The organism is Sphingopyxis macrogoltabida (genome assembly GCF_001314325.1).
GTDB lineage: Bacteria > Pseudomonadota > Alphaproteobacteria > Sphingomonadales > Sphingomonadaceae > Sphingopyxis > Sphingopyxis macrogoltabida.
Window position 1 is genome coordinate 2,079,232 of the sequence record NZ_CP009429.1, and the last position, 17,005, is coordinate 2,096,236.

A 17,005-nucleotide genomic window follows, 5' to 3' on the forward strand; every position below is an offset into this window, starting at 1 on the left:
AACGATATGCGCATTTCTTCCACGCTGAAGGTCGCCGGGCTTGCGAGCCTCGCGATGCTCGCCGCCTGCAAACAGGGCGACACCCCCGCCGCGGCTCCGGTCATTCCCGATATCGCGCTGCCCGACCTGTCGCTGACCACGTTGCAGGATGTGACGAAGGAACTGTCGTCGGACGCGTTCGAAGGCCGCTCGCCGGGTACCGCGGGCGAAGAGAAGACCGTCGCCTATCTGATCAAGAAGTTCGAAGAAGCGGGGCTGAAGCCCGGCAATAACGGCAAGTGGACGCAGGACGTGCCGCTGGTCGAGATCACCGCGAAGAACGCGACGCCGCTTTCCTTCACCGGCGGCAAGGCGCCGGTCACGCTGCAATATGCGAAGGACTATGTCGGCTTCAGCTATCGCGTCCAGCCGAAGACCGAGATCAAGGACAGCGACGTCGTCTTCGTCGGCTATGGCATCAACGCCCCCGAAAAGGGCTGGAACGACTATGCCGGGCTCGACGTGAAGGGGAAGACCGTCGTCATCCTCGTCAACGACCCCGACTGGCAGACCAAGGAAGCCAAGGGCGAGTTCAACGGCCGCGCGATGACCTATTACGGCCGCTGGACCTATAAATATGAGGAAGCAGCACGGCAGGGCGCCGCGGCGGCGCTGATCGTCCACGACACCGAACCCGCCGCCTATGGCTGGAACGTCGTCGAATCGAGCAACACCGGTACCCAGTACCTCGCCGACAGCAAGGATGGCGGCGCCAAGGAAACCGTCGCCAACGGCTGGATGCAGCTTGGCAAGGCGAAGGAACTCTTCGCCAGCGCCGGACAGGATTTCGACAAGCTGCGCGATGCGGCGAAGGTGAAGGGCTTCAAGCCCGTCGCGCTGACCGGCGTCAAAGCGTCGTTCAGCTTCGACAACCAGATTTCGAAGAAGATGTCGCGCAACGTCATCGGCGTGCTGCCGGGAACCAAGCGCCCCGACGAATATGTCCTCTACACCGCGCACTGGGACCATCTCGGTCGCTGTCAGCCGGTTGCAGGTGACGATATCTGCAACGGCGCGGTCGACAATGCGACCGGCACCGCCGGTCTCGTGACCCTGGCGCAGGCCTATCAGAAGGCCGGTGCCGCCGACCGCAGCATCGTGTTCCTTGCCGTCACGGCCGAAGAATCGGGCCTGCTCGGGTCGAAATATTATGCCGAGAACCCGGTCTTCCCGCTCGCGCGGACCGTCGGCGGGGTGAACATGGACGCGCTCAATGCGGTCGGTCCGACGAAGGACATCGTCGTCGTCGGCCGCGGCAAGTCCGAACTCGATGCCTATGTCGAAAAGCTCGCCAAGCTCGACAAGCGCGTGATCAAGGACGAGCCGACCCCCGAAAAGGGCTTCTACTATCGTTCGGACCATTTCAGCTTCGCCAAGCTCGGCGTGCCGATGTTCAACTTCGGCAGCGGCGAGGACCTCGTCACCGGCGGTGTCGAAGCGGGCAAGAAGGGTTCGGAAGATTATGAGAAGAACCGCTATCACGCCCCCGGCGACGAATATGAGGCGATCACCAACTGGGACGGCATGCTCGCCGACCTTCGCCTCTATTATGTCTCGGGCCGGATGCTGGCGATGAGCGATGCATGGCCGAACTGGGTCGAGGGCGACGAATTCCGCGCCGCCCGCGACAAGTCGCGGCCTGCGAAGTAAGCGAGGGCGCCCATGACGTTGTTGATGGCGGCCGAATGGGCGCCGCACGAGGCGGTGTGGATCGGCTTTCCGCACCTTGCCGGGGAATGGTCGGGACAGATCGACGCCGGCCGGCGCGACGTCGCCGCCTTCGCCAACGCCGTCCATGACGGCGGCCGCGGCGAGGAAGTGCGGCTGGTCGTCAACGACGAGGCGCAGGCGAACATCGCCGCCGCGCTCGTCGACCCCGGCGTCCGCATCCTGATCCAGCCGCTCGGCGACATCTGGCTCCGCGACACCGGGCCGATCATCGCGGGCACCGGCGCGGCGCGGCGGGCGCGCAATTTCGAATTCAACTGGTGGGGCGAGAAGTTCGTCATGCCGGGCGATAAGGAAGTCGGCGCGGCGCTCGCTGCCGGATCGGGCCTGCCGGTCGACGATCAGGACTGGGTGCTCGAAGGCGGCGGCATCGACGTCGACGGCACCGGCCTCTGCGTCACCACCGAAGAGTGCCTGCTCAACACGAACCGCAACCCGACGCTGACGCGTGAGGATATCGCGGTGCGGCTCCACCAGTCGCTCGGCATCGACCGGCTGCTGTGGCTGGGGAACGGGCTCACCGGCGACCACACCGACGGCCATGTCGACAATCTCGCGCGCTTCGTCGGCGAAGGGCGGCTGGCGTTGCCCGTCGCGGCGGGCAATGACGATCCGAACGCGCATATCTACGCGGATGCCCGCGCGCGGGCCGAGGCGTTCGGGGGCGTCGAGATCGTCGACCTCCCCTCGCCCGGCCGCGTCGAGGTGGGCGGCGAAATTGCCGCGGCGAGCTATATGAATTTCTATATCGGCAACAGCGTCGTGGTCGTGCCGACCTATGGCGTCGTTAACGACCGCGCCGCGGTCGATACGCTCGCGGCGCTCTTCCCCGATCGCCGCGCCATCGGGGTCGATGCGCGCGGCATCATCGCCGGCGGAGGCAGCTTCCATTGCTCGAGCCAGCAGCTTCCGGCATAGGGGCGCCATGACCCGTACCATTACCGTCGCCGCGCTGCAGCTCCCCCTGCCCGGTCCTGTCGCACCGAATATCGACGCGGTGACCGCGCTCGTCGAACAGGCGGCCACGAAGGGCGCGCAGGTCATCCTGCCGCCCGAACTCTTCGAGGGTCCCTATTTCTGCCAGGTCGAGGAGGAAGCACTCTTCGCCAGCGCACGCCCAACGACCGAGCACCCCAGCGTCATCGCGATGCAGGCGCTCGCGGCAAAGCTGAAGGTCGCGATCCCGACGAGCTATTTCGAGAAGGACGGACCGCATTATTACAACACGCTGGCGATGATCGGCCCCGATGGGGAGATCATGGGTATTTACCGCAAGAGCCACATCCCCGACGGCCCCGGCTATGAAGAGAAATATTATTTCCGGCCCGGCAACACCGGCTTCAAGGTCTGGGATCTGTTCGGTACGCGGATCGGCGTCGGGGTCTGCTGGGATCAATGGTATCCCGAATGCGCGCGCGCGATGGCGCTGATGGGCGCCGAATTGCTCTTCTATCCGACCGCGATCGGGTCCGAACCTTATGACGCCGACCTCGACACCAGCCGGATGTGGCGCCGCGCGATGCAGGGTCATGCGGTGTCGAACTGCATGCCGGTGATCGCCGCGAACCGCATCGGCACCGAGGGCGATGCCAATTTCTATGGTCACAGCTTCATCAGCGACGAATGGGGCGACCTGACGCAGGAGTTCGGCGCTGGCGAAGCGGGCGTGCTCGTCGAAACGATCGACCTCGACCGCGCCGCGAAGCACCGCGCCGGCATGGGCTTTTTCCGCGACCGCCGCCCGCAGCTGTACGGGCGCCTCGCCGAGGATATCTGACGGCTATTCTGCCTCGGTGCTGAGCCCAAGTTCGGGAATCCCGATCGAGCGCCGCCCGCCGAAGTCCGAGCGCACAACGATTGCGCCCTGCTTTTCCATATATTCGACAAGGCGGCGGATGCGGCCGGGCGAACGCGTGCCATAGGCGCGACCGAGCGCGTCGTCGTCGGGGCACGCCTCGCCGTCCATCGCCGCGCGCGCGATCTGCAGAAAGGGCGCGAGCATGTCGTCGGGCAGCCGCGCCGCCGCGTCGAGCGGCGCGCGCCACTTGGGATCGGTGGGGTCGAACACCCCGCCCTTCGCCAGCGCGAAGCGGCGGCGAAACGCCGCGAGGTCGAGCGGCACGCGCCCGATCTTTTGCATCCGACAGCGCACCGAAAAATCCTGATACAGAAAGGCTTCGGGATGAAAGGCGCAGTCGGGGTCGGCGAGCATATCCTCCAGCGTCGCGATCACAATCGCTTCGGCGTCGACCGCATCCTGCACCGCTTCGACGAGGTCGCCGGGCGGCGGCGGCGCGGTCTCCGCCTCCTGCTCGGCGATCCGGCGCATCAGCTCGCCCGCCTCGACCGGTGCGGGCTCGAAAACCGGCGCGGGGACAGCGGCCATTTCCATCTCGGCGAACAGCATCGTCCGCATCTCGGCGGTCTCGGCAGCGGGAAGCGGCAGCAGCTCGTGCGTTCCCGACTGCGTCGAGGTCCGCGTCGAGCCGATCCGCACCGATACCGGGCGGCGCGAAATAGCGGGCCCGAGCCCGAGGAAATGCCCGCGTTCGAGATCGCGGATCGTCTCCGCCTGCCGCCGCTCCATGCCGAGCAGGTCGGCGGCGCGCGCCATGTCGATGTCGAGGAAGGTGCGCCCCATCAGGAAATTGCTCGCCTCGGCGGCGACATTCTTCGCGAGCTTGGCGAGCCGCTGCGTCGCGATCGCGCCGGCGAGCCCGCGCTTGCGGCCGCGGCACATCAGGTTCGTCATCGCGCTGAGGCTGGCGCGGCGCACCGTATCGGACACATCGCCCGACGCGCTTGGCGCGAACATCTGCGCTTCGTCGACGACGACCAGCGCGGGGAACCAGTGCGCGCGCGGCGCGTCGAACATCGCATTCAGGAACGCGGCGGCGCAAGTCATCTGCGCCTCGATCTCCAGCGTGTCGAGCGCAAGAATCACCGAGGCGCGATGCTCGCGGATACGCGCGCCGATCGCCGCGATCTCTCGCTCGTTATAGTCGCCAGCGTTGATCACGACATGGTTGTAGGCATCAGCGAGCGTGACGAAATCGCCCTCGGGATCGATGATCACCTGCTGCACCAGCCCGGCGCTTTCCTCGAGCAGGCGGCGCAGGAGATGCGATTTTCCCGAACCCGAATTGCCCTGAACGAGCAGGCGGGTCGCCAGCAGTTCGTGGACGTCGATATGCACCGCCCTGCCCGTGCCGTCGGTCCCGATTTCGATGCTGCTGCTCACGCCGCCGCCCTACCGGGCCGCCCGCGCGATGACAACCGAGTGCGCGGCGCGGCAGCCGAATTTTGCCATCTTGCCAAGCGGCGCCCGAACGCCAAGGAAGGCGCATGGATTTCGACGACCAACTCCGCCGCTATTTCGGCACCACCGACCTCGCCTCGCTGCGTCCCGAAGCGCTGGAGGCCGGCACCGAACGGATGCAGGTCGATTTCGGGCTCGAAACGAACAAGGGCCGCCGCTTCGCGCTGTGGACGTTCATGTATATGCTCGGCGCCGCGCCCGACCTCGACGTCGCGTTCAAGGACGAAGCCGAGCGCGATTCGGCGCGCGACTTCATGGACCTCGTCGACCGGGTGCAACCTAAAGACTGACCGTCACGGTCACCATATCGCCCTCGGCCAGTCCCTCGGCCTTGCGCACCGCCGCCTTGACCGGCAGCAGCCAGCCGCCGCTCTCGCGATGCGGAAACACCGACGTCTTCCACCGCGTATCGCCGATCGCCGCCTCGACGCGCGCCGAGCCGAAACCCCTGCGCCCATCGAGCCATTGCCCGCCGATCGCGGCGAGGCGTATGCCGTCGGCGACGTCGCCCGATATGGTCACGAAGAACCACGCCGCGGGCGCCGTCGCGGCCTGCCACCGCCAGAGCGGCGTCGTGACGGTGAAATCCTCCACGCGGCGCTATTTCGCCGCGACCGCGCGCACCGGCACCGGGATGTTGCAGATATCGGCGCCGCCCGCCGGTGCAATGAAGAACGGGTCGCGGCGATTGGCGCGGGCATCGGCATAGCGCGCGAAGCTATCGCTCTCGGTCGACAGATATTCGAACTTCGGCTGTTCGGCCGCAGGCAGTTCGCTGGCGATCCGGATCGACACGATCGGCACGCGCTCCTTCTCCTCGGCGTAAAATCCCAGCGCCTCGGTACCGCGCGGCAGGCTCGACAGATGTTCGATGCCGCTGATCACTCGGCCGACGAGCGCGATATTGCGGTCAAGATGGCGCGGCGCATGGCCGATGACGGCGTAAAGCTCGGCGCCGCTGCCGGTATCGGGAGACATGTTGCGCCCGACCCCGACGGCGCCGTAGCAATGGACCGGCCAGAGAGCCGGCTGATACTTGCCCGTTGCTCGAGCAGACAGTTCACCGACGACGGGCCAGCCTTTGGAAAAGCCGGTCTGATAGCCATAACCGTCTTGCCTCTTCCCCTTGCCGTCCTTTGCAATGGGGAGCTCTGCCGAAATCATTTCAACGAAGGGGTATCTATAATAGGCCTTGGGATCAGCCTCATTACCCGACACAAAGGTCTGAAAATGGCTTACATATTCGCTCTCGGGCACCACGGCCAACCCCTCGGGCAGCGGCTTCTTCTCGGTCGCATCGCCCCATTGCGCGACATAATTGTCCTGCACGCGATTGACGCTCGTCCCGTCCCACCAGTGTGCGGCAGCCAGCTTGCGGATATTGCCGATCCAGCCCTGGCTGAAAGGCGGCGGCATCAGTTGAATGACGACGCGGCGTGCCTTGCCTGCGCCATCGGGCGCGAGGTCCATGACCAGCAGGTCTGCTGCGTCAATAGCGACCCATTCGTCGGGTTTTGCCGCCGCGGCAATCTCCCCGGGCGATGGCGGCGGTGCGGCATCCTGCGCCAGCACGGGGACAGCAAGCGATGCGGCAGCAACCGTCAGGAGCATATATCTCATTGTCGCTGTCTGCCATGGCCATGCGACTTGCGAAACCCCCGCCGAGCGATTAGGGCGCGCCTTCCAGTGCATGCGGAGCGGTGGCCGAGTGGTCGAAGGCGCTCGCCTGGAAAGTGAGTATACGTCAAAAGCGTATCGAGGGTTCGAATCCCTCCCGCTCCGCCATCGGGTCCGCCGCAGTAGCCCGCAACGGCCCGATGATCCCGACTTTCTCTCCTGAAATTCAGATCTTTAGCTTGGAACGTGACGTTTTTCCGGCGATCGGAAAGTTACCAGTATCCGCCATTGACGCGCCTTGGGCTGCATCCATTGGCATTGACCGCCGCCCGGATGAAAGGATCGCTACAGCGGATTCGTCGAGCGTCCAAGGCTCGTGCGCGTGCGGAGATTCTGCGCACGCCACTGGCGCGGAGACATGCCGAAGGTCTGAACATGCCAGCGCGTGTAGGCGCCGATCGAACCATAACCGAGCATCTCTGCCACATCGGTAACCCGGGTCCGGGGATTGGCGAGATATTGCGACGAGAGCTGCATCCGGGCGCGTCCCAACAGGTCGCTGAAGCTCGTGCCGTCGGCGTCGAGCATCCGTTGCAGCGTCCGGACGGTGAGACCCATCGCCGCGGCACAATGCTGGATCGTCGCCCGTCCGGAAGGCAAAAAAAGCATGATCGATTGCTCGACGTCCTGTGCCGTCGTGCGGAGCGCAGGTGCCATTGCGCTTTCGATGAGGTCGCGCGCGTGGAGCGCCAGATCGGTATCCGCCCGCAGATTGGGACGCACGAGATCCTCTTGGCGCAACACCAGTCCGTTGAACTCGCAATTGAACTCGGGACGGCATTTGAACAACCGCGCAAAGATCGGCATGTCCGCCGCCGGCGGCGGGCCGTGCGCGAAGCAGATCGATAGCGGCGCCCACAACTCGCCGAGCACGCTGCTGCAAAGCCGCGCGGTCACGCCCAGCGCGAGATCGGTCGACTGACGCGCGGCGATCGGCGCGTTCAGGGCAAAATCCTCTCGCAGCACCACCTCACCTTCGACCTGCTCGACATGGAGGACGAGGGTCGAATTGATCCGGTTGCGATACTCACGGAGCGCCTGGAGCACATCACCGAGCGTCGGTTGGTGAGCAATCACAAGGCTGGTCACGCCGAGATTGGCAGTCGAGCGCTCCTCGGCCATGCGCAGCCCCAGAGTGAGGCACCCTGTCTCCTCGGCGCTCCGCTCAAGCAGCCGGAAGGCGGCTGGGGCCGAAATCAGCTGATGGGGGTTGGCGAGCAGATCGGCCGACAGCCCCGTTTCGCGCAGCAGCGGCCGCGGATCGGCGCCCAGCGCGCGCATTACCGGAAAATATCCCGTCAGTGACGCCGCGCGGACGAGTTCCGCCATCTCTTTTCTCCCGAAACGCGCATCTTTGGCGTCGATTGGGAAAATTATGTCGTGAAATGTGAAAAAGACAAGAGCCGCGGCACCTAGACCGGACAAAAGAGGAGAGGATCATGGCGAAGGCTGTTCGCTTTCACGAAACCGGTGGGCCCGACGTGCTGCGGGTCGAAGAGGTTGCCGTTGGCGATCCGGGCGCAGGCGAGGTCCGCGTCCGGCACGAAGCGGTCGGCTGCAACTTCGCCGACACCTATTTTCGTTCGGGCTATTATCCGGCCCAGCTTCCGGCAGGGATAGGCGTCGAAGGCGCCGGTGTGATCGAAGCCGTTGGCGAGGACGTCACGGGTTTCGTGGCCGGCGACCGCGTCGCCTACAATGGCAGCCCGCTCGGTGCCTATAGCGAGGCGCGCGTCATGCCGGCCGCGCCGTTGTTCAAACTGCCCGATGCAATCTCGTTCGAGGATGCTGCGGCGTCGACGATGCGCGGCCTGTCGGCGACCTATTGGCTCGCAAAGACCAATCCTTCGATGCGGGCGGGCGATACGATCCTGCTCCACGCCGCAGCGGGCGGGGTCGGCCTGCTTGCGGTGCAGATCGCCAAGCTGATGGGCCTGCGCGTCATCGGGACCGTGTCGACCGAGGAGAAAGCGGAGCGTGCACGCGCCGCCGGCTGCGACGAAATCATCTTCTATCGCCGCGAGGATGTCGCGGCGCGCGTCAAGGAGCTCACCGATGGCGCAGGTGTGACGACGGTGTTCGACAGCGTCGGCAAGGACACGTTCGAAGGCTCGCTGAAATCGCTCAAACGCCGCGGCGTGCTCGTCGCCTGCGGGACCGCCTCGGGACCCTTCCCGCCCGTCGACGCCTTCCAGTTGTTGATGCAGGGCTCGGTCTATTTCACGCGCCCGGGCTTCGCCGACTATTATGCCGATCCCGTCGAACGCGCCGAGCTGTCCAAATATTGGTTCGACCATCTGTCGGCCGGGCGGATCAAGGTTGAGATCGGCCAGCGCTATGCACTCGACGACTGCGTCGCGGCGCACCAAGCCCTTGAATCCGGCCGGACGATCGGTTCGTCGATCTTCCTGCTGTGAGGCGGTCATGAAGATCGAGAAGCTCACCACGCATATCGGCGCCGAGGTCAGAGGGCTCGACCTGGCCGACGCAGCGCGAAGTGACGATCTGTTCGCCGAAATCCGCGCCGCGCTACTCGAGCACAAGGTGTTGTTCCTGCGCGATCAGGACATCGCTCGCGCCGATCATGTCGCCTTCGCCAGCCGCTTCGGGCCGCTCGAGGATCATCCGGTGATCGGCAGCGATCCCGAGCATCCGGGGCTCGTCCAGATCTACAAGGACGAGACTTCGCCGCCCGACTATTATGAGAATAGCTGGCATTGCGACGCGACCTGGCGCGACGCGCCGCCGATGGGCGCGGTGCTGCGCTGCGTCGCCTGTCCGCCGGTTGGCGGCGATACGATGTGGGCCAATATGGCGAAAGCCTATGCCGACCTGCCCGACCATGTGAAGAGGATCATCGCGCCGCTGAAGGCGCGCCACTCGATCGAGGCTAGCTTCGGCGCGCGGATGAGCGAGGAGCAGCGGCACGCGCTGAAGGCACGCTTTCCCGATGCCGAACATCCGGTGGTCCGCACGCATCCCGAAACGGGCGAAAAGATATTGTTCGTGAACGGCTTCACGACCCATTTCACCAATTACCACACCGCTGAAAACGTCCGCTATGGTCAGGACTATGCGCCGGGTGCGGCTCAACTGCTCGCCTATCTGATCGGCCGCGCGGCGATCCCCGAATATCAGGTGCGCTGGCGCTGGCGGCCGAACAGCGTCGCGATCTGGGATAACCGGTCGACCCAGCATTATGCCGTCATGGATTACCCGCCGACGATCCGCCGCATGGAGCGCGCTGGCATCGTCGGCGACCGCCCCTTTTAACAATCGAACAAGGAGAGAGACGATGCAATTTCTCGACGACAGCCTGCTTCCCGAAACGCAGGACAAGCTGGTCATCACCGTGGCTCCCTATGGCCCCGAATGGCACCCGGACGATTTTCCCGAGGATATTCCGCTCACCATGGAGGAGCATATCCAGAAGGCGGTCGATTGCTACAACGCCGGCGCGACCGTGCTGCACATGCATGTCCGCGAAGAGGATGGCACCGGCTCGAAGCGCCTGTCGAAATTCAACGAACTGATCGCCGGGGTGCGCGCGCACGTTCCCGACATGATCATCCAGGTCGGCGGCTCGATCTCCTTTGCTCCCGAAAGCGAAGAGGACGGCGCCGAGGCGAAATGGCTGTCGGACGAGGTCCGACACATGCTCGCCGAGCTGAAGCCCGCGCCCGATCAGGTGACGATCGCGGTCAACACGACCCAGATGAACATCATGGATCTGATGACCGACGACGAATATGGCCAGACCTCGCTCGCCAATCCCGCGCTCTATCAGGCCTATCGCGAGATGGTGGTGCCGGCGGGACCGCAGTGGGTCGAAGACCACCTGCGTCACCTGACCGCAGCGGGCATCCAGCCGCATTTCCAGCTCACTTGCATGCCCGACCTCGAAACGGTCGAGCGGCTGGTGCGCCGCGGGTTCTATAAGGGGCCGCTCAACCTGACCTGGGTCGGCATCGGCGGCGGCTTCGACGGGCCGAACCCGAACAACTTCATGGAGTTCATCCGCCGTGCGCCCGACGGATCGACCGTCACGCTCGAAACGCTGATGCGCCATGTCCTGCCAGTGAACGTCATGGCGATGTGCCTCGGCCAGCATGTTCGCTGCGGCATCGAGGACACGCTCTACGACCAGCACGGCAACAAGATGACCTCTGTGCAGGGGATCGAGCAGATCGTCCGCATCGCGAAGGAACTCGGCCGCGAAGTCGCGACCGCGAAGGAAGCGCGCGAAATCTACAAGATCGGCGTGCAATATAATTCGGTCGAGGAAACGCTCGCCCGGAACGGCATGGCGCCCAACCGCCAGCCCGGCCAGCGCGCGCTGCCGCTGCGCTACGCGGCCTGAGGCGGGAGCGCGGCGATGGCTTTCGGCGGCGACACGACGATCCTTTTCGTTCCCGGCCTGCGGGATCATGTCGAGGATCATTGGCAGACCCATGCCGCGCGGGCGATCCCCGGCGCGGTGACGGTCGCGCCGCTCGCCGCCGACAGACTGAGCCGCGCCGGACAAGTCGCGGCGGTCGACGCCGCTCTCCGCGCGATCCCCGGCGAGGTGGTGATCGTCGCGCATAGCGCGGGGTGCCTGACGACCGTGCATTGGGCGCTGGCGCCGACGCGGCCGATCCGCGCGGCGCTGCTCGTCGCGCCCGCCGATATCGAGACCCCGCTACCCGCGGGCTACCCCGAACCGGCCGCGCTCAGGGCAGGCGGCTGGTTCCCGATCCCGCGCAAGGCCCTGCCCTTCCCGGCGATCACCGTCGCGAGCCGCAACGATCCGCTCGCGGCGTTCGACCGGGTCACCGGCTTTGCCGATGCGTGGGGAACGGCGCTCCACGATGCGGGCAATGTCGGGCACCTCAACCCGGCAGCAGGCTATGGTCCATGGCCCGAGCTGTTCGGGTTGCTCGACCGCCTCGACGATCATGCCCGGAGCGCGGTACGATGAGCGCCACCCCGGTCAGCGACGCGATGCGCGCCGGCGGCCAGTGGAACGCCGCGTGGGACGAGATGGCGGCGCTCGATGCCGAATGGCTCGAAACCTTTCTCGCCGCGGGCACCTTGCCGCTGCGGCGCGGTATCCTCGATCCCAAGATTTACGAGTTTCTGGCGATCGCGGTCGATGCCTCGTGCACGCACATGTATGCGCCGGGCACCCGCCGCCATATCGCCGCGGCGCTCGACAAGGGCGCGACACCCGAAGAGGTGATGGCGGTGCTTGAGGCGGTCGCAGTGCTCGGATTGCACTCGGTCGCGCTCGGCGCGCCGATGCTGGTCGAGGAAATGAAGACGCGCGGACTGGCCCCGGCCGGCGGCGGAGCCGACTGACATGCAACCGCCCGCCCATAAGCGAACGAAGCAAGGAAGGCGGCAATGGCGGTAATCGCACCGGCGGCGAACCCGGGCATCGCAGCAAGCGGCCCGCGCGACACGACCTTCTATGGCTGGGTCGTCTTCGCGCTGAGCTTCGGGCTGCTCATCTCCGACTATATGGCGCGGCAGGTGCTCAATGCGGTGTTCCCGCTGCTCAAGGCGGAGTGGGCGCTGAGCGATGCCGAACTCGGCCTCTTGTCCGGCGTCGTCGCGCTGATGGTCGGGCTTCTGACCTTCCCGCTCTCGCTCGCCGCCGATCGCTGGGGCCGCGTGCGCAGCCTCGCGCTGATGGCGGCACTTTGGAGCTTTGCGACGCTCTTTTGCGCCATTGCGACGAGCTATTCACAGATGCTCGTCGGCCGCGTCATGGTCGGCGTCGGCGAGGCGGCTTATGGCAGCGTCGGCATTGCCGTCGTCATCAGTGTCTTCCCACAGCGGCTGCGCGCGACGCTTTCGGCGGCCTTCATGGCCGGCGGACTGTTCGGCCAGGTGCTCGGCGTCGCGATCGGCGGCGAGATCGCCGCCAGTCACGGCTGGCGGGCGGCCTTCGCCGTGATCGGAGTTGGCGGTCTCGCGCTCGCGATCCTCTATCCGCTGGTGGTTCGCGAAAAGCGGATCGCGGAAATCGCCGGATCGGCCGCGTCGAAAACCCATGGACCCGGCGCCGCGCCGCGCACCTCGCTGCGCGCACTCTTCGCCAATCGCAGCGTACGGCTCGCCTATTGCGCCAGCGGGGTCCAGCTCTTCGCCGCCGGCGCGCTTCCCGCATGGCTCCCGAGCTATTTCAACCGCTATTATGCAATGCCGGTCGATGCCGCCGGACGTATGGCAGCGCTGTTCCTGCTCGTCTGCGGTTGCGGCATGATATTTTGCGGCATGGTGAGCGACCGCGCCGCGCAGCGCCGCCCCGACCGCAAGATCCTCCTCGCATCGGGTTATGGCTTCGGTAGCGCGATCGCACTCTGCCTCGCGCTGATGCTGCCGCCCGGACTGCCGCAACTGATTTTGCTCGGCATAGCCATGTTTCTGGTCGCCGGCACCACGGGTCCGGCGGGCGCGATGGTCGCAAACCTGACCCCCGCGGCGCTCCATGGTTCGGCGTTCGCCACGCTGACGCTTGCGCACAACCTTCTAGGGCTCGCACCGGGCCCGATCGCGACCGGCCGGATCGCCGATGCGATCGGCTTGCTCGACGCCTTGCGCTTCCTGCCGATCGCGGCCGTCATCGCCGCGCTGCTCTTCCTCGCCGCGAGGCGGAGCTATCTCGCCGACCTGCAAGCACTCGCCTCGCAACCCTAGGAACCAGTCACATGCCTTCACTTGCTACGCGCGTCGCCACACCGGCGCCGGGCCTTGCCGTCGCGCTCGTCGTCGCCGCGACCGCGACCTTCCTCTCCGAACATTATGACGCGCCGGTCATGCTCTATGCGCTGCTGCTCGGCATGGCGCTCAACTTCGTCACCGAAGCGCCGCGCGGCAAGGCGGGGATCGATTTCGCCGCCAAGGGGCTGATGCGGATCGGCGTCGCGCTGCTCGGCTTCCGGATCGGATGGGATCAGGTATCGGCGCTCGGTTGGGGGCCGGTGGTCATGGTCGTGACGCTCGTCGCGGCGACGATCCTGCTCTCGACATTCGCAGCGCGGGCAATGGGGTTCAACCCGTTGTTCGGCTTCCTGTCGGGCGGCGCGACCGCAATCTGCGGCGCCTCTGCCGCGATGGCGCTGTCGGCGGCGCTCCCCCCGAACGATCGGAAGGAGCAGGCGACCCTGTTCACCGTCATCGGCGTGTCGGCGTTGTCGACGACGGCCATGGTGATCTATCCGCTGATTACGCGCGCGCTCGGCCTTGACGATCACACCGCCGGCGTCTTCATCGGTGCGACGATCCACGACGTCGCGCAGGTCGTCGGCGCCGGCTACGCCATCTCGCCCGACGCTGGCGACACTGCGACGATCGTCAAGTTGCTGCGCGTTGCGATGCTGCTACCCGTCATCCTCGTCGCCGGGCAGATCAGTCGGCGTGCAGCCGGCGCTGCGGGCGGCGAGCGCCCGCCGTTATTGCCTTGGTTCGTCGTCGCCTTCGTCGCACTGGTCGCGCTGAACAGCCTCGTGACCTTGCCAACAGCGCTCACCGATGCAGGAAACACCCTATCGCGCTGGTGCCTCGTCACCGCGATCGCAGCGATTGGAATGAAGACACGGCTCGGCGATCTGGTGCAGGTCGGCTGGAAGCCGGTCGCGCTGATGATCGGCGAAACCATCCTGCTCGCCGCGATGGTGCTCGGCTGGCTCACATTCGCTGAATGATGGCGCGCATTGCAAAAAACCTGTCGTGAAATGTGAAATATCGGGCGCTGAGCGCCTTTAGCACCTCCTCAAAATACAATTGGGAGGAAGCCGAAATGACCAACATCCGTCCGTACCTCTGGGCGACGCCCTTTGCCCTTGCCACCGCGCTCGCGGCATCACCCGTCGCGGCGCAGGAAGCTACCGTCGACGATACCGCTACCGAGGATTTGGGGAACGTCATTGTCGTCACGGCACAGAAGCGTGCCGAGAATATCCAGGACGTGCCCATCTCGATCGCTGCGGTCAGCGGCGAGACGATGGAAACCGCGAATATCCTGACCGTCATGGACCTCGGCCGGGTCGCGACCAATTTCCAGACGGTGCGTTCGTCGAACACCGGTTCGACGCGCATCGGTATTCGCGGCGTCGGCAGCCTCGCCAACACGCTGATCGAACCCAGCGTCGCGGTGTTCATGGACGGAGTCTATGTGCCGCGTTCGGGCGCGATCCTCGGCGCCTTCCTCGACATCGATGGGGTCGAGGTGCTGCGCGGGCCGCAGGGAACGCTGTTCGGTCGCAACGCCAGCGTCGGCGCGCTGTCGATCCGCAGCGCGCTGCCGCGCAACGAATTTTCGGGCGAAGTGTCGGCCGAAGCCGGCTCGTTCGACCGTTACAAGCTGTCGGGCCATATCAACGTCCCGCTCGGCGAGAATGTCTCGGCGCGTGTTGCGGCGATGGGCCAATGGTATGAGGGGCCGTGGAAGAACGTCTTCGACGGCAAGACCTATGGCGGATCGGACGACGTCGCAGTGCGCGGGACGGTAAAGGCCGAGTTCGGCAATGTCGAATGGATCGTCCGCGGCGACTTCACGCGCCTAGACGGCGACGGCGTCGTCAATTTCGACTTCGACCCGGCTTCGGTGACGCCCGCGCGCCTCGCCTTCCTGCAGGCCGCCTTCAGCGGTGGCCCCGACACCAATTTGAACGACCGGGTGATGAACCAGTCGGTCGCTTCGGGGCTGGTCGACAAGAATTGGGGCGTGTCGAGCACCGCCTCGCTCGACATCGCCGGCGGATCGACGCTGCGGCTGATCAACAGCTATCGCAAATGGACCAACGACCAGCTCGACGGCGACATCGTCTTCCTGCCCGTCCCGCTCGCGACGCGGCGTAGCCTGTTCGATTCAGGCAGCCAGAACCACGAGCTGCAGTTCATCTCGCCCGAACGCGAATGGCTCGGCGGCCATTTCGATATGGTCGCGGGCGTTTACTATTTCGAAGAGAAATTCGCCCTCGGCGAACAGCTCAATATGGACACGCAATATTGCAATGTCCTCGTCCCCGCAGGGCCGGGCCGGGCCGCCTGCGCCGCCTATTATGCGAGCACCGGCGGCATCGCCGCGACCGATCAGGACGTGTATCAGAAGGTTCGCAGCATCGCCGCCTATGCACAGGGCAATGTCTATATCTCCGACGCGCTGACGCTGACGCTCGGCGGCCGCTGGACCAATGACCGCAAGCGCGGCAGTTATTCGCAGGTTTCGAGCCCCTTCACCCAGACGATCCGTGCGCCCGAGATGCTGACCTATCCGGGTCTTTCGGAAAGCCGCTTCACCTATCGCGTCAGCCTCAACTACAAGCCAGCCGATGACGTGATGCTCTTCGCCACCCATTCGACCGGCTACAAGTCGGGCGGCTATAATTCGGGCGGCGGCGTGCCGTCGCTCTCGACCTTCGACCCGCAGGGCAATCTGATCTCGACGCGGCGCGTGTTCGACCGCGAAACGGTGAAGAATTACGATTTCGGCGTCAAATCGAGCTGGCTCGACCGCGCCCTGACCGCCAACCTCACCCTCTATCGCATGGACATTGCCGGCTTCCAGGATCGCGCCTTCGACGGGGTCAGCTTCGTCGTCCGCAACGCCGGCAACCTCCGCCAGCAGGGTTTCGAGCTCGATCTCGTCCTCGCGCCGAGCGATCGCTTCTCGGTCTCGGGCTCGCTCGCCTATCTCGACTCCAAATTCACCGATTTTGCCAACGCCTCGGGCCTGCCCGGCATCGGCGGCACGCAGGATCTGACCGGCAAGCCCAACAGCTTCTCGCCCGCCTGGTCGGGCAGCCTCGCGGCCGACTGGAACGGCGATATCGGATCGAGCGGCCTCTCTTGGGCCGCCAACGCGAATGTCGCCTTCGTGTCCGACCAATATGTCGGCACGGTCAACGACGCCAATCCGCAGTCGATTGCCGACGGCTATGCCGTTCTCGGCGCCCGCCTCGCGCTGAGCGGCCGCGACGACCGCTGGTCGCTCGCGATCTTCGCGCGCAACCTCACCAACACCCACTATCGCCCGCTGGCTGTCTATCAGCCGCTTGGTGCCGCGCTCGGCCTGAACAACGGCGCCTTCCCGGGGAGCACGGCGAACCGTATTCAGGCCAACGAGCCGAGGACCTACGGAATCAGCGGAACAATCCGGTTCTGATCATATCATGGCGACGCGGCTTCTTCCGAAGCCCGTCGCCGTCTGGCCGGTTAGAGGCTGTTCGCTTTTGTTAGCCTGTTTCGTCAAGC

Annotated in this window: 16 protein-coding genes and 1 tRNA gene; 13 read left to right on the top strand and 4 right to left on the bottom strand. The window is 65.5% G+C overall.

Going from position 1 to position 17,005, the window contains the following annotated elements; genetic code table 11:
- Positions 1-6 precede the first annotated feature (6 nt).
- From LH19_RS10395 to aguB, 3 genes are read left to right on the top strand one after another with little or no spacing between them, the layout of a single operon-like run.
- A complete protein-coding gene (locus tag LH19_RS10395; protein WP_054727646.1) occupies positions 7-1,689 on the top strand; it encodes a M28 family metallopeptidase in 1,683 nt (560 codons plus the stop codon).
- Between the two features lie 12 nt (positions 1,690-1,701).
- Positions 1,702-2,685 carry an agmatine deiminase family protein gene (locus LH19_RS10400; protein ID WP_054727648.1) on the top strand — a complete coding sequence of 328 codons (984 nt, stop codon included), beginning with the start codon at positions 1,702-1,704 and terminating at the stop codon, positions 2,683-2,685.
- A gap of 7 nt (positions 2,686-2,692) precedes the next feature.
- The gene (gene aguB / locus LH19_RS10405) at positions 2,693-3,544 is read left to right on the top strand and encodes an N-carbamoylputrescine amidase (RefSeq protein ID WP_054727650.1); all 852 of its coding nucleotides are present in this window, start codon (positions 2,693-2,695) and stop codon (positions 3,542-3,544) included.
- Between the two features lie 3 nt (positions 3,545-3,547).
- Here aguB and LH19_RS10410 read toward each other — a convergent pair whose 3' ends face one another.
- A complete protein-coding gene (locus LH19_RS10410; RefSeq protein WP_054727651.1) occupies positions 3,548-5,008 on the bottom strand; it encodes an ATP-binding protein in 1,461 nt (486 codons plus the stop codon).
- A gap of 104 nt (positions 5,009-5,112) precedes the next feature.
- Between LH19_RS10410 and LH19_RS10415 the strand changes: the two genes are divergently transcribed.
- The gene (locus tag LH19_RS10415; protein WP_054727653.1) at positions 5,113-5,376 is read left to right on the top strand and encodes a hypothetical protein; all 264 of its coding nucleotides are present in this window, start codon (positions 5,113-5,115) and stop codon (positions 5,374-5,376) included.
- Here LH19_RS10415 and LH19_RS10420 read toward each other — a convergent pair.
- Together LH19_RS10420 and LH19_RS10425 are read right to left on the bottom strand one after the other, a co-directional pair.
- Positions 5,366-5,680, bottom strand: a complete 315-nt coding sequence (locus tag LH19_RS10420; RefSeq protein WP_054727655.1) for a DUF1905 domain-containing protein — start codon at positions 5,678-5,680, stop codon at positions 5,366-5,368. The two genes, LH19_RS10415 and LH19_RS10420, sit on opposite strands and share 11 nt — an antisense overlap.
- A 6-nt stretch (positions 5,681-5,686) precedes the next feature.
- Positions 5,687-6,706, bottom strand: coding sequence for a peptidylprolyl isomerase (locus tag LH19_RS10425; protein WP_054727657.1), 1,020 nt, complete (start codon positions 6,704-6,706; stop codon positions 5,687-5,689).
- 74 nt (positions 6,707-6,780) lie between these two features.
- Between LH19_RS10425 and LH19_RS10430 the strand changes: the two genes are divergently transcribed.
- Positions 6,781-6,871 (top strand) — tRNA-Ser (locus LH19_RS10430).
- A 177-nt stretch (positions 6,872-7,048) separates the two neighbouring features.
- Here LH19_RS10430 and LH19_RS10435 read toward each other — a convergent pair.
- Positions 7,049-8,092, bottom strand: coding sequence for an AraC family transcriptional regulator (locus LH19_RS10435; RefSeq protein ID WP_054727659.1), 1,044 nt, complete (start codon positions 8,090-8,092; stop codon positions 7,049-7,051).
- Between the two features lie 110 nt (positions 8,093-8,202).
- On the opposite strand from LH19_RS10435, the gene LH19_RS10440 reads away from it, so the two are divergent.
- From LH19_RS10440 to LH19_RS10475, 8 genes are all read left to right on the top strand, one after another.
- A complete protein-coding gene (locus tag LH19_RS10440; protein ID WP_054727661.1) occupies positions 8,203-9,180 on the top strand; it encodes a quinone oxidoreductase family protein in 978 nt (325 codons plus the stop codon).
- 7 nt (positions 9,181-9,187) lie between these two features.
- Entirely contained in the window at positions 9,188-10,036 is an 849-nt protein-coding gene (locus LH19_RS10445; RefSeq protein WP_054727663.1) for a TauD/TfdA dioxygenase family protein, read from the top strand.
- A 22-nt stretch (positions 10,037-10,058) separates the two neighbouring features.
- Positions 10,059-11,123, top strand: coding sequence for a BKACE family enzyme (locus LH19_RS10450; protein WP_054727665.1), 1,065 nt, complete (start codon positions 10,059-10,061; stop codon positions 11,121-11,123).
- 15 nt (positions 11,124-11,138) lie between these two features.
- On the top strand, positions 11,139-11,723 hold the full coding sequence (locus tag LH19_RS10455; RefSeq protein WP_054727668.1) for an RBBP9/YdeN family alpha/beta hydrolase: 585 nt from the start codon (positions 11,139-11,141) through the stop codon (positions 11,721-11,723).
- A complete protein-coding gene (locus LH19_RS10460) occupies positions 11,720-12,103 on the top strand; it encodes a carboxymuconolactone decarboxylase family protein (RefSeq protein WP_054727670.1) in 384 nt (127 codons plus the stop codon). Before LH19_RS10455 ends, LH19_RS10460 begins: the two co-directional genes overlap by 4 nt.
- A gap of 45 nt (positions 12,104-12,148) precedes the next feature.
- Positions 12,149-13,447, top strand: a complete 1,299-nt coding sequence (locus LH19_RS10465) for an MFS transporter (RefSeq protein ID WP_054727672.1) — start codon at positions 12,149-12,151, stop codon at positions 13,445-13,447.
- A gap of 11 nt (positions 13,448-13,458) precedes the next feature.
- On the top strand, positions 13,459-14,454 hold the full coding sequence (locus LH19_RS10470; RefSeq protein WP_054727674.1) for a YeiH family protein: 996 nt from the start codon (positions 13,459-13,461) through the stop codon (positions 14,452-14,454).
- Positions 14,455-14,549: 95 nt separating this feature from the next.
- A complete protein-coding gene (locus tag LH19_RS10475; protein ID WP_054727676.1) occupies positions 14,550-16,916 on the top strand; it encodes a TonB-dependent receptor in 2,367 nt (788 codons plus the stop codon).
- The last annotated feature ends 89 nt before the right edge of the window (positions 16,917-17,005 follow it).